A 12,331-nucleotide genomic window follows, 5' to 3' on the forward strand; every position below is an offset into this window, starting at 1 on the left:
CGCGACGTCGCCGCCGAGCGGCGCCGCCCCGCGCTGCCAGGCGGGCCAGTCCTCGTACCCGCCGAGCGCGCTCGGGCGCCCGGCGGGTGCGGGCGGCTCGGGGCGCGGCCCGTCAGCCACCGACGACGTTCTCGACCTCGGCGACGAACTGCTCGGCGGCCTGCTGCGGGGTCAGCCGCTCGAACAGCACCTCGTCGTTCAGCCGGCCGAGGATCGCCGCGATCTCCCCGGCGCCCTGGGGCGGCACCGGCGGGCTGTCGACGATCTCGTCCTCCAGGTCCGCGACGAAGTCGGCCGACTGCTTGTCCGCCGCGGGGAGCTCGGCCACGACCCGCTCGCGCGTCTCGAGGTTCACCGGCATGCCGAGGTCGGCCATGATGATGTCACCCGCGGCCTCGCTGTTGAGCATGAAGTCGATGAACATCGCGGCCTCCTCCGGGTGCTCCGAGGTGGCGGACATCGACGCGTACAGGGCGGGCTTGTAGTACATCCCGGTGCGCTCGCCGTCGGACTCCCCCGGCCAGCGCAGGAGCTCCAGCTCGTGGCCCGCGGCCCCGGAGATCGCCGTCAGCTGGTTGGTCCACTCGGCCATCATCGCGCCGGTGTTGGTGCCGACGAGGGACTGCTCCGGGCCCATGTTCATCATCTCGGACGTCGTGGACGCCGGCGGCTGGCCGCCGGACTCCTGCAGGTCCAGCGACATCTGCCACCACTGCGTCAGGGTGTCCTCCGAGATGCCGAGCTCGCCGTCCTCCGTGAACAGCTGCTCGCCGTGCTGGCGCGCGAAGACGTTCAGGCCGGCGTCGTTCGTGCCCCAGTCCTGCTTGCCCCACACGCCGTCGGGCGCCTTCTGCCCGACCTCCGTCGCGATCTCGTGGAACTCCTCCCAGGTCCACGTCGTGTCGTCGGGCATCTCGACGCCCGCGTCGGCGAAGACCTGGGGGTTGGCGACGATCGAGAAGACGTTGAGCCCGGTCGGGATGGCGTACAGGCCGTCGTCGACCTCGCCCGTGGCCAGGAGCGCCTCGTCCATGCCGGAGGTCTCGATGTCGTGCTGGGACAGGTCGGCCAGCACCCCGCGGTCCACGTACTCGCGCAGGTACCGCTGCTCCTGCATGAGCACGTCCGGCGTGTCCCCCGCCGCCACCGTGGTGGCGAGCTTGTCCCAGTACCCGCCCCAGTCGGTGAACTCGGGGACGATCGTGATGTCCGGGTGCTCGGCCATGAAGGCGTCGGCGACCTCCTGGTACATCTGGTGGTAGTGGTCCGAGCCCCACCACGCGAAGCGCAGGGTGACGTCGCCACCCTCGTCGCCTCCGCCGCCTCCTGCGGTCTCGCCCGCGCCGGCGTCACCCTGGCCGCAGCCGGCGAGCAGGAGGGCGCCGACGGCGAGGCCGGCGCCGAGGCGGGCGGTCCGGTGACGGCGCGCGGGCCGGGAGGCGGGTCGTGTGCTTCGGGTCGCGGTGCTCAGAGGGTGCACGGGTGCTCCAGGAGTCTCGCCCGGGCGGCGACGCTGCCGGCGCCCGCGAGGGGCGCGTCCGGGACGGCGGGATGTGCGAGGCATGTGCTGGTCGCGCTGGAATGCGCTTTCCATGGTCACCCCCCGTGCCGGGGCTGTCAACCGCATGCGAGGCACGGCAGGCTGGACCGGTGGTCTTCGACTTCGACGCCGAGCTGTGGGTGTGGCAGGCGCGCCGCACCGACACGTGGACCTTCGTGAGCCTGCCGACCGACGTCGCCGACGAGGTGCTCGACGTCGCGGGCGGCGTCGCCCGCGGGTTCGGCTCGCTGCGCGTCGAGGTGCGTCTCGGGGACTCCCGGTGGCGGACCTCGATCTTCCCCGACGGCACCGCGAAGACCTACGTGCTGCCGATCAAGAAGGCCGTGCGGCACGCCGAGGGGGTCGAGGCGGGCGACGTCGTCCGGGTCGCCATCACGCTGCTCGACGTGTGACCCGGGCCGTCCCACCCGCGCGGTACCGTGCCGGATGCACACCCCGAACCGCGGCAGGAAGCTCGGCTGGCGGGCGGCGTACGAGCTGCTCGGCGCGCAGGTGCGCCGGCCCGAGTGGGCCTTCATGAACTACGGCTACGCCGCGCCGGACGGGACGGAGCCCCTGGTCCTGGACCCGCCCGACGAACCGGACCGGCTGTGCATCGCGCTCTACGAGCGCGCGCTCGACGGCACGCCGCTGACCGGCCGCGACGTCCTGGAGGTCGGCTCCGGCCGCGGCGGCGGGAGCGCCTGGATCGCCCGCCGGCACCGCCCGCGGCGCACCGTCGGGCTCGACTTCTCCGCGTCCGCGGTCGCGCTGTCCCGACGGCACCGTCGGGCAGCGGGGCTCTCGTTCGTGCGGGGCGACGCCCAGGCCATGCCGTTCCCGGACGCGTCGTTCGACGTCGTCGTGAACGTCGAGTCCTCGCACTGCTACCCGGACCCGTCGGGGTTCGTGCGCGAGGTGCGGCGCGTGCTGCGGCCCGGCGGCACGTTCTGCTTCGCCGACTTCCGTCCCGCCGACGCCGTGCCGGCCCTGCTCGCCGACCTGTCCGCGGACGGTCTGCGCCTCGTCGCCCACCACGACATCACGCCGCAGGTCGTCGCGGCCCTGCGCGCCGACGACACCCGCAAGGCGGCGCTCATCAGCAGCTGGCTGCCGAGGCCGGTGCACCCGCTCATGCGGCGTTTCGCGGCGCTCGAGGGCTCGCCCGGGTTCGACGCCTTCGCGTCGGGGCGGACGTCGTACGTGGTCGCCCGGCTCGACGGTTGAACGATCAAGGGTTGACAGCGTCCGTTCTTGTGCGAAAGTGAGCCTGTCCCCGCGATTGCTGATCGTCCTTGTTCGATCCTGTGGGTCGACTTCGGCCGCGACGTCGTCGCGGCCGCTCGCGGGGGGACGGCGGGGCACCGGCGCTCCGCCGCGCAGACCGGTCAAAGGAGACCACCGCATGCGATCACGCCGTCGACGGCTCGGAGCGCTCACCCTCACCCCCCTGCTGGCCCTCGCCATGGCCGCGGGGGCCCTCACGGCCCCGGCCGCCGCGTCGCCACCGGGTGGTCACGACCCCGGCCAGGGGGCGGCACAGTCCTCGGCGCAGGCGTCGGAGCAGGGACGGTGGCAGGGCGGCGGCCCCGGGAGCGCCCGTGAGCGCAGCTGGCCGACGCCCGGGCTCGGCCTCCTGCGAGGGACGCTCACGCTGGACGGCGCGGGTCAGCTCGCGCTGACCGTGACGCAGGGCTGGTCGACGGTCGTCACGGCGCAGACCCTCGGCCTGGTGACGGCCGACGCCGACCTCACGCGCGACCTGCGCTTCGTCGACCGGGACGTCCGCCTCGTCCACGACCGCTACTCCATGACCACGGGCAAGCGGCTGGACCGCGTGCACCTCGCGATCGAGTCCACCTTCACCTTCCGCGGTGCGACCGGCGCCCTCGTGCAGGTCGTCGTCCGCGTGGCGCCCGACGGCGTCGCGTACCGCTACGTGCTGCCCGACGACGCCGCCCACACCGTGAGCTCCGAGAGCGGCCGCTGGACCTTCCCCCGGGACGGGGCCGTGTGGAACCAGGACGGCTACGCCGTCAACTACGAGGCGGACTGGGCGGAGCGGACCCTCAGCGGCAACCTCGCGGGGGACATCGGCTTCCCCGTCCTCGCCGAGACCGCAGGCCGCTACGCCCTGCTGACGGAGGCCGACGTCGACGGGCGCTACTCGGGCTCCCACCTCACGCACGAGGCCGGCTCGCTCAGCTACGGGCTCGAGCTCTTCGAGTCCACCCCCGTGACGCACGACGGCCCCCTCGCGACGCCGTGGCGCGTCGCGATCGTGGGCGACCTCGCGACCGTCGTCGAGTCGACGCTGGTCGACGACCTCGCGCCGCCGAGCCGCCTCGCCGACACCGACACGTCGTGGATCCGGCCGGGCGTCTCGAGCTGGTCGTGGATGACCGACTGGGGCAGCCCGCGCGACGAGGCGCGCCAGCGGGACTTCGTCGACCTCTCGGCGCGCAACGGCTGGGAGTACGTGCTGCTCGACGAGGGCTGGAGCGCGGAGTGGGTGCCGCGGACGACCCGGTACGCCAACGCCCGTGGCGTCGACACGATCGTCTGGTTCCACAGCCGTGACCTGCAGACCCAGGAGCAGCGTGACCACTGGCTCCCCCTCCTGCGCGAGTGGGGCGTCGCCGGGCTCAAGATCGACTTCATGGACACGGACTCCCAGGAGATCCACCAGTGGTACGACGCGGTCCTCGCGGACACCGCGCGTCACCAGCTGATGGTCAACTTCCACGGGTCCACGCTGCCGCACGGGCTGCAGCGCACGTGGCCGCACCTCATGAGCTACGAGGCCGTGCGCGGGGCGGAGAACGGGATCTCGCCGAGCCGCTCGCTCACCGTGCCGTTCGCGCGGGGCGTCCTCGGCTCGATGGACTGGACGCCGGTGACGTTCTCGCGGGGCAGCGGCGCGTCGTCCAAGGCCCACGAGCTCGCGATGGCCGTGGTGTACGAGTCGGGCTGGCAGCACATGTCCGACAAGCCCGAGGCGTACGCGGCCGAGCCGGTCGCCGAGGGGCTGCTGCAGAACCTGCCCACCACGTGGGACCGCACGGAGCTGCTCTCGGGCGACCCGGGCGGCCACGTCGTGCAGGCGCGCCGCAGCGGCGACACGTGGTTCGTCGGCGGCATGCGCGCCGGCAGCGGTCCGGCGCTGGACGTGCCGCTGCGCTTCCTCGGCGCGGGTCGATGGCTCGTCCACACGATCACCGACGCCCCCGGAGCCGACGGGGCACCGGACGGCAGCGTGCTGGCCACCCAGGTCACGACGCGACGGGCGCACGAGACGCTGCGCCTGCCGACGGCGACCAACGGCGGCTTCGTCGTGGTGGCGTGCCCCGCCCAGGGCCGGACCACCTGCTTCACGCCGGTCGAGCCGACCGCGACGCTCGACGTCACGGCCGACCCGGACGTCGCCGAGCTCGAGGTCGGGGACACGCTCGAGGTCACCGCCCGCGCGGTCGTGACGTCGGGCGACGGCACGGACGTGTCGTTCGGCCCGCGGCTGCCCGCCGGCTGGACCATGACCGGCGCCGCCGTCGAGCGTGACCGGCTCGCCACCGGCGACGTGCTCGAGGGGACCTGGACGCTGACGGTCGGGCCCGACGCGGTGCGCGGCGACCTGGAGGTCGCCGTCGGCGCGGCGTTCACGTCCGGCGGGCGCGAGGTCTTCGCGGCCGACGGGATCGAGGTCTTCGTCGCACCGGACGCACCGGACGGGCAGGCGTGGGTCTCGGACCTGCCCTGGCTCGAGGACACCGCGGGGTGGGCCAGCAACCGGCGCGACCTGTCCAACTCCGGCGGACCCCTGTCCGTGCGGGGCGAGGTCTTCGCCAAGGGCGTCGGCACGCACGCCCCGAGCGCCGTGACGGTCTGGGCCGGTGGTCGGTGCACCGCGTTCCGCGCGGTGGTCGGGACGGACGATGGCGCCGGCACGCCGGCGGAGAGCTCGGTGTCGTTCCAGGTGCTGGGCGACGGGCGGCTGCTCGCCGAGACCCCGGTGCTGCGGGCGACGTCGGAGCCCGTCGAGCTCGTGGTCGACGTCGCCGGGGTCGACCGGCTCACGCTGCGCACGACCGACGGCGGCGACGGCAAGAACAACGACCACGCCGACTGGGGCGACGCGAGCGTGTGGTGCGGCGACGCGCAGGGCCCGACGCCGCCCACGGAGCCGGCCGGGCTGACCGGGTCGCCGTACGTCAGCGACCTCGAGTGGACGGGCGAGGCCAACGGGTACGGACCGGTCGAGCGCGACCAGTCCAACGGCGAGGCCGCACGCGGCGACGGCAACCCGCTGACCATCGCCGGTCAGGTCTTCGACAAGGGCGTCGGCATGCACGCGACCGGACAGCTCACGACCTGGCTCGGCCGCACCTGCACGACGTTCGAGGCGGTCGTCGGCATCGACGACGAGGTCACGCAGGAAGGCTCGGTGAGCTTCCAGGTGCTCGGGGACGGGATGCTGCTCGCGGACACGGGCGTCGTCACGTCCGCGTCGGGCGGCGTGCCGCTCTCGGTCGACGTGACGGGCGTCCGGAGCCTGACCTTGATCGCCCACGAGGCCACGAACGGCAAGAACTTCGACCACGCCGACTGGGGTGGGGCGCAGCTGGTCTGCGCCGCGGCCTGAGGGCGCGGGCGGCAGGGTGCCTCGGCTCCCTGCCGCCCGACGGGGTCACCGGACCACCCGCCGCCCGCGGCGCCCGGCGCCCTACGCTGACCGGATGTTCAGGGCGCGTCGGCAGGGTCTCGGGCCGGCGTTCACCAACCTGTTCACGGCGAACCTCAGCTCGAGCCTCGGGGACGGCATCAGCCGCGTCGCAGCCCCGCTGCTCGCGGCGCGGCTGACGGACGACCCGCTCCTGGTCGCGGGCGTCACGGTCGCGGCCATGCTGCCGTGGCTGCTGCTGGCCATCCCCGCCGGCGTCCTCGTCGACCGGGTCGACCGCCGGCACGCGCTCGGGTTCGCGAACGGCGCCCGGACCGCGGCGGCCCTCGCGCTCGTCCTCCTCGTCGCGACCGGGACCCTGACGATCTGGTGGCTGCTCGCCGTCGTCTTCGTCTACGGCGCGCTGGAGACCGTCTACGACGGCGCGGTGCGCGCCGTCGTCCCGAGCCTCGTCGGGCGGACGGACCTGCACCGGGCGAACTCCCGGATCGAGGCGGGCGAGCTCGTCGTGCAGAACTTTGCCGCCGCACCGCTGACGTCGTGGCTCTTCGCGGCCGCCGTCGTGGCCCCGCTGGGCCTCGGCGCGGCGGTCTTCGCTCTCGCCGCCGTGCTCGCGTTCCTGCTGCCCGCCGCGGCGGCGGGCACGCACCGCGCCTCGACGAGCGAGCCGGCCGTCCGCTGGTACCGCCAGCTCGTGGACGGCTACCGGTTCATCCGGGGGAATCGGATGCTCCTGACCCTGTGGCTGCTCAGCACCGCCACGGGCCTGTGCTTCGCCGCCGCGACGGCGACCTGGGTGGTGTTCGTGCTCGACCGCCTCGCGGTGCCGGAGGCCTGGTTCGGGTCCGTCCTGCTGGCCGGCGCGGTCGGCGGCATCCTCGGGACCCTCGTCGTCGGGCGGCTGGCCACAGCCTTCGGGACCGGCCCGGTCATGGCGGTGGCCAACCTCGTGGCGAGCGCCGCCCTGATCGGCGTGGGCGCGGTGCCCACCCTCTGGGTCGGCGTCGCCGGTTTCGCCCTCACGTCCGCGGCCATCACGGTGTGGAACGTGCTCGTCGTCTCGCTGCGGCAGAGCCTCGTCCCGAGCGCCCTGCTGGGGCGGGTGCACGGGACCTGGCGCACGCTGCTGTGGGGCACGACGCCGGTCGGCGCCCTGCTCGGCGGCCTGCTGGCGCGCGTCGACCTCGCACTGCCGCTCCTCGTGGGCGGGGTGGTCGCGACGGCGCTCGCGCTGGCGCTCTTCCGGTTCCTCGCGGGCCTGCCCGACCCCGCCGAGGTCGCGCCCGATACGGTCGGGGCGTGACCTCGCCGCTCCCCGGCCCGCAGGGCCCCAGCACCCTTCCCGACGACGCCGCGCAGCGCCTGCTCACGGACGCCCGGGCCCTCGCGCCCGGGCTCGCGTCCCTGCGCCACGACCTGCACCGGGTCCCCGAGATCGGCCTCGACCTGCCGCTCACGCAGCAGCTCGTGCTCGCCGCGCTCGACGGGCTCGGCCTGGAGGTCTCCCTCGGGCGCGGCCTGACGTCCGTGACAGCGGTCCTGCGCGGCGCGCGGCCCGGGCCCGCCGTGCTGCTGCGGGGGGACATGGACGCCCTGCCGGTCACCGAGGACTCGGGCGAGCCCTTCACCAGCACGCACGACGGCGTCATGCACGCGTGCGGCCACGACCTGCACGTCGCAGGCCTGGTGGGCGCCGCTCGCCTGCTGGCCGCGCGCCGGGACGAGCTCGCGGGCGACGTCGTGCTCATGTTCCAGCCGGGCGAGGAGGGTCAGCACGGCGCACGCCTGATGATCGAGGAGGGCGTGCTCGACGCGGCCGGGGACCGCGTCGTCGCCGCGTACGGGGTGCACGTGGTGTCGTCCCTCGAGCGGACCGGCGTCGTCACGGGGCGTCCCGGCACGGCCATGGCCGCGGCGGACCAGATGTACGTCCGGGTGCACGGCCGGGGCGGGCACGGGTCGACGCCGCACCACGCCGCGGACCCGGTCACCGTGGCCGCCGAGATCGTCCTCGCGCTCCAGACCGCCGTCACGCGGCAGTTCGACGCGCACGACCCGGTGGTCGTGACGGTCGGCCGCCTGGCCGCCGGGACGATCGACAACGTCATCCCCGAGACGGCCGAGCTCGACGCGACCGTCCGGACCTTCTCCCCCGAGCACCACGCGGTGATCCCCGAGCGCCTGACCCGGGTGGTCGAGCACGTCGCCGCGGCGCACGGGCTCACGGCCGAGGTGGACTACGTGCGCGGGTACCCCGTGACCGTCAACGACGCCGCCGAGGTCGAGCGCGCCGCGCGCCTCACCGCCGCGATCGTGGGCCAGGGTGCGTGGCGGGAGGCGCCGCGGCCGATCTCGGGCGCCGAGGACTTCTCCTACGTGCTCGAGCAGGTGCCGGGGGCGTTCGTGTTCGTCGGCGCGACGCCGCCCGACCTCGACCCCGCGACCGCGGCGTACAACCACTCGCCCCACGCCCGGTTCGACGACGACGCGCTCCCCGTGTCCGCGGCGCTGCTCGCGGGGCTCGCGCTGGACCGGCTCGCGCAGGGCTGAGCCGTCACGGCCGCGCGGGCGGTCGGCCGTCCTGGGCCTGGGCCTGCGGCGGGTGGGCGCGGGCCTGCGGCGCCGGTCCGCGCCGCCGTCGGCGAATGTGCGCACGCCCCCACCACCAGCCGGACCGCCGGAACCCACCCCAGAGCAGCGCCGCCGACGCGGCCATGACGAGCAGCGCGGCCGCGAACCCGTAGCGCCAGTGCTCCCCCGGGATGAACTCGAAGTTCATGCCGTAGAGCCCGGCGACGAACGTCGGCACGGCGATGATCGCCGCCCACGCGGAGATGCGGCGCATGTCCTCGTTCTGCTGCACCGAGACCCGGGCGAGGTGGACCGAGAGCATGTCGGAGAGCAGTCCGTCGTGCTGGTCCAGGCGCCCGTCGAGCCGGTCGACGGCGGCCTGCGCCCGGGCGAGCCACGCCGTCTCGCGGCTCTCCTCCCCGGTGGACGAGAGCTCCTCGACGAGCTCCGGCAGGGCCCCGGTCAGCGGCATGAGCGCACGACGCGCCTCGGCGATCTCCCGCTTGAGGGCGTAGACGTCCTCCGCGACCCCGTCGCCCGGGTCGGAGGAGAAGACCAGCTTCTCGGTCTCCGTCACGGCGTCGGCGACGTCGTCCTCGACGTCGAACGCGGCCGCCACGACGGCGCGGAGCACCCCCGCGAGGACGGCGTGGACGGCGTGGTGCGCGCGGGAGCCGTCGGCCACCAGACCGGTCGCCGCGGCGGCGACGGCCCCGGCGTCACCCTCCTCGAGCATGACCACCGTCCCCCCGCTCAGGAGCCCGGTGACCCAGCCGGTGCGCACGTCGCGGTCCTGCGCGACGAAGGAGACGGTCGGGAGCGTGAGCACGACGTCGTCCCCGGCGCCGCGCTCGACCCGCACCCGGCGGTGACCGCCGGCCTGGACGTGGCGGCCGACGACGGCCACGGTCCGCGGGTGCACCCCGAGCAGCCCGCACGCCGCCAGCAGCCCGGGGGCGTCCTCGGCCACCACCCACGCGGGCCCGTGGAGGCCGTGGACGCCGTCGCGCAGGTCGCTCGCCCCGCCGTCGCGCCAGGGCCGCCAGCCGTCGGTGCCGTCGACCCAGACCCGTGCCGGGACGGGCGCACCGCCTCCCGGCTCGGACGGGCGCACCGAGGGCAGCGTCATCCCGTCAGTGTGACCCCGATCGCAGCGGTCCGCGGGTCGTGCCGGACGGCGTCACCGCCCCTCCCGGCGCCGGGAGACATAGCCTTTGCGCGTGGACGTAGCCGTGATCGGCGCGACGGGTGACGTCGGCCGGCAGATCTGCACGCAGCTGGTCGAGCGCCGGGTGCTGCCCACGACATCACGGCTCCAGCTCGTCGGCCGCGCGGGCGGCGCGTCGGAGCGCGCGGTGCACGGCCTGCGGCAGGACCTCGTCGACGCCTACGACGAGCACGCACCGCTGCTCGACGTCGCGCTGCGGCCGCAGGACGTGGTGGCGGACGTCGTCGTGGTCGCGGCGGGGCGGACGTCGCCCGCGCGCGCGGGGGCGTCCCCGGACCGGGCGGTCCTCGCGGCCGAGAACCACGCCGTCTTCGCCGAGGTCGCCGACGCGCTCGCGCGCCACGGGTCCGGCCACGAGGTCGTCGTGGTCGTGTCCAACCCGGTCGAGCTCGGCGTCGCCGTGATGTCCCGCGCGCTCGGTGCGCACCGCGTCATCGGCATGGGCGCGTGGCTCGACACGCTGCGGTTCCGGCGCGAGGTCGCCGTCTCGCTCGGGGTGCGTCGGCACCGGGTGAGCGGCTTCGTCGCCGGTCAGCACGGCGAGGACCTCGTGCCGCTGTGGTCCACCGTGCGCGTGAGCGGTTTCGACGCGGCCGAGCGACGCACGCTGGTCGAGCGGCTGCGGCGCGGCCGGCGGCTCGACACGTTCGCCGCCGAGATCGAGCAGGCCAAGGTCGCGCTGCTCGGTGAGCAGGCGACCGACCCGGGCGCCGCCTTCGCGCTGATCGAGACCTGGCCGCCGGACCTGAGAGTCGTCGCGCGGCCGTGGCTGACCCACCAGAGCGGCGCCAAGACCGCCACCGCCACCGCGAGCGCGACGATCGACCTCGTCGACACCGTGCTCGACGGCCGGGACATCGTCGTCGCGGGCCAGGTCCGGCTCGACGGCGAGGTCACGCTGGCGGGGCAGCCGCTGCGCGGCGTCGTCGGGGTACCGGTCGTCCTCGGACCCGACGGGTGGAGCACGGTGCTGCTCGCCGAACCCGCGCCCGACGAGGCCGCGCGGCTCGCGGCGTCCGTCGAGCGCATCGACGCGATGCTCGCGCCGTGGGGCCTCGACGCCGCGTCCTACGCCGGGAGCCGCCCGTGAGCGCCGACGACCCCCGCTGGGTCGCCTTCGTCCACGGGGCCGACACCGTGGGCACCCTCACGGCGCTGACCAGCGTCTTCTCGACGCGCGGGGTGAGCTTCGACTCGCTGACGACGGGCGCGGTGCACGGCGACGCCGGGCTGATCGTCGTCACGTTCACCGCGAGCGAGCGTCGCACGCGCGTGCTCGTCCGCACCGTCGAGCGCCTGGCCGCCGTCCGCGGCGTCGAGGTGTGGCGCGCCGACGACCCGGGCCTGCGCGCGGCCGGCGTCGTCCACATGCCCGCCGGGGCGGTCTTCCGGCCCGATGCCGCGGACGTGCGGTGGGCCGGCGACAGCGCGGCCGGGAACGCCGTCCTGGTCGAGGGCCCGCTCGCGGCGGTCGAGCGGGTCCTGGCCGCGGCGCGGGACGACGGCGCCATGGCGGTGACGACGACGGTGCTGCCGCCGGTGGCCGCCGACGACGCCGGCGGCGCGTCGGGGGGAGCCTGAGATGGACGTCAGCCCGGTCGCCGACCTGGTGCCCAGCCTCGCCCGCGTGCTCGACCTCGTCGGGGTGTTCCTCAACGCCGTCCTCGGCGGGACCATCGCCCGCCAGCGCCGGTTCGACATCGTCGGCTTCGCGATCCTCGCGATCGTGTCCGCGCTGGGCGGCGGCATGCTGCGCGACACGCTCCTGCAGGCCGGTCCCCCGGTCGCGCTGACGGACCCGGTCTACCTGACCACCGCGCTCGCGGGCGCCGTCGTCGCCTTCTTCGTCAAGCTCGGGGGCCGGTGGTGGACGCGCACGTACCTGGTGGGCGACGCCATCGTGCTCGGGTGCTGGGCCGCGACGGGCGCGGCGAAGGCGCTCGACGTCGGGCTGGGTGCCGTACCCGCCGTGCTGCTCGGCGTGACGACGGCGGTCGGCGGCGGGATGATCCGCGACATCGTCGTCGGCCGCGTCCCCGCCATCTTCGGCGGCAACACGCTCTACGCGACGTCGGCGGTCTTCGCGTGCCTCGCGATGCTCGGGCTGAACCACGTCGGGCAGCACGACCTCGGCCTGCTCGCGGCGATCGTCGTCGGCTCGGGGCTCAGCATCGTCGCGCGCTGGCGCAGCTGGACGCTGCCCGACGCCGACACCGTCCGCCTGAGCGCGTGGCGGCCGCCGCGCCGGCGGCGGGTCGGCGGCGCGGATCCCGCGCGCCAGCAGGTCCCGCCCGAGGCCGCGCCGGGCGAGGCC

Annotated in this window: 10 protein-coding genes; 8 read left to right on the plus strand and 2 right to left on the minus strand. The window is 75.2% G+C overall.

The genetic code is table 11. From position 1 onward, the window contains the following. Positions 1-112 precede the first annotated feature (112 nt). Entirely contained in the window at positions 113-1,480 is a 1,368-nt protein-coding gene (locus IDM29_RS10495; RefSeq protein ID WP_255491793.1) for an ABC transporter substrate-binding protein, read from the minus strand. Positions 1,481-1,650: 170 nt separating this feature from the next. Here IDM29_RS10495 and IDM29_RS10500 point away from each other — a divergent pair, with 170 nt between their 5' ends. The 5 genes from IDM29_RS10500 to IDM29_RS10520 all read left to right on the plus strand — a co-directional run bounded on the left by IDM29_RS10500 (position 1,651) and on the right by IDM29_RS10520 (position 8,768). Beyond that, positions 1,651-1,953, plus strand: a complete 303-nt coding sequence (locus IDM29_RS10500) for a DUF1905 domain-containing protein (protein WP_255491792.1) — start codon at positions 1,651-1,653, stop codon at positions 1,951-1,953. A gap of 34 nt (positions 1,954-1,987) precedes the next feature. Continuing rightward, on the plus strand, positions 1,988-2,767 hold the full coding sequence (locus tag IDM29_RS10505; RefSeq protein WP_182113399.1) for a class I SAM-dependent methyltransferase: 780 nt from the start codon (positions 1,988-1,990) through the stop codon (positions 2,765-2,767). A gap of 178 nt (positions 2,768-2,945) precedes the next feature. Further along, positions 2,946-6,179 carry an NPCBM/NEW2 domain-containing protein gene (locus IDM29_RS10510; protein ID WP_255491791.1) on the plus strand — a complete coding sequence of 1,078 codons (3,234 nt, stop codon included), beginning with the start codon at positions 2,946-2,948 and terminating at the stop codon, positions 6,177-6,179. 94 nt (positions 6,180-6,273) lie between these two features. Continuing rightward, positions 6,274-7,521: an MFS transporter gene (locus IDM29_RS10515; RefSeq protein WP_182113398.1), complete on the plus strand. Its 1,248-nt coding sequence runs from the start codon at positions 6,274-6,276 to the stop codon at positions 7,519-7,521. A gap of 59 nt (positions 7,522-7,580) precedes the next feature. After that, positions 7,581-8,768 (plus strand): M20 family metallopeptidase, encoded by a 1,188-nt coding sequence (locus tag IDM29_RS10520; RefSeq protein WP_220458042.1) that lies wholly within the window; start codon positions 7,581-7,583, stop codon positions 8,766-8,768. A 4-nt stretch (positions 8,769-8,772) separates the two neighbouring features. Here IDM29_RS10520 and IDM29_RS10525 read toward each other — a convergent pair whose 3' ends face one another. Continuing rightward, positions 8,773-9,918, minus strand: coding sequence for a CorA family divalent cation transporter (locus IDM29_RS10525; protein ID WP_182113397.1), 1,146 nt, complete (start codon positions 9,916-9,918; stop codon positions 8,773-8,775). 91 nt (positions 9,919-10,009) lie between these two features. Between IDM29_RS10525 and IDM29_RS10530 the strand changes: the two genes are divergently transcribed. The 3 genes from IDM29_RS10530 to IDM29_RS10540 form a co-directional block, all read left to right on the plus strand. Continuing rightward, entirely contained in the window at positions 10,010-11,107 is a 1,098-nt protein-coding gene (locus IDM29_RS10530) for a lactate dehydrogenase (RefSeq protein WP_182113396.1), read from the plus strand. Beyond that, complete coding sequence (locus IDM29_RS10535) at positions 11,104-11,598, plus strand: hypothetical protein (protein ID WP_182113395.1); 495 nt, start codon at positions 11,104-11,106, stop codon at positions 11,596-11,598. The genes IDM29_RS10530 and IDM29_RS10535 overlap by 4 nt, the downstream gene beginning before the upstream one ends. Position 11,599: 1 nt before the next feature. After that, the coding region (locus IDM29_RS10540; RefSeq protein WP_188037503.1) for a trimeric intracellular cation channel family protein at positions 11,600-12,331 on the plus strand (732 nt) is incomplete at its 3' end.

The sequence above is a fragment of the Actinotalea sp. JY-7885 genome, assembly GCF_014525465.1.
Taxonomy (GTDB): domain Bacteria; phylum Actinomycetota; class Actinomycetes; order Actinomycetales; family Cellulomonadaceae; genus Actinotalea.

What these genes read in the sequence shown, in the direction of transcription:
- IDM29_RS10515 (WP_182113398.1), top strand. Translation starts at nt 6,274, where the DNA reads ATGTTCAGGGCGCGTCGGCAGGGTCTCGGGCCGGCGTTCACCAACCTG.
- IDM29_RS10510 (WP_255491791.1), top strand. Translation starts at nt 2,946, where the DNA reads ATGCGATCACGCCGTCGACGGCTCGGAGCGCTCACCCTCACCCCCCTG.
- IDM29_RS10525 (WP_182113397.1), bottom strand. Translation starts at nt 9,918, where the DNA reads ATGACGCTGCCCTCGGTGCGCCCGTCCGAGCCGGGAGGCGGTGCGCCC.
- IDM29_RS10505 (WP_182113399.1), top strand. Translation starts at nt 1,988, where the DNA reads ATGCACACCCCGAACCGCGGCAGGAAGCTCGGCTGGCGGGCGGCGTAC.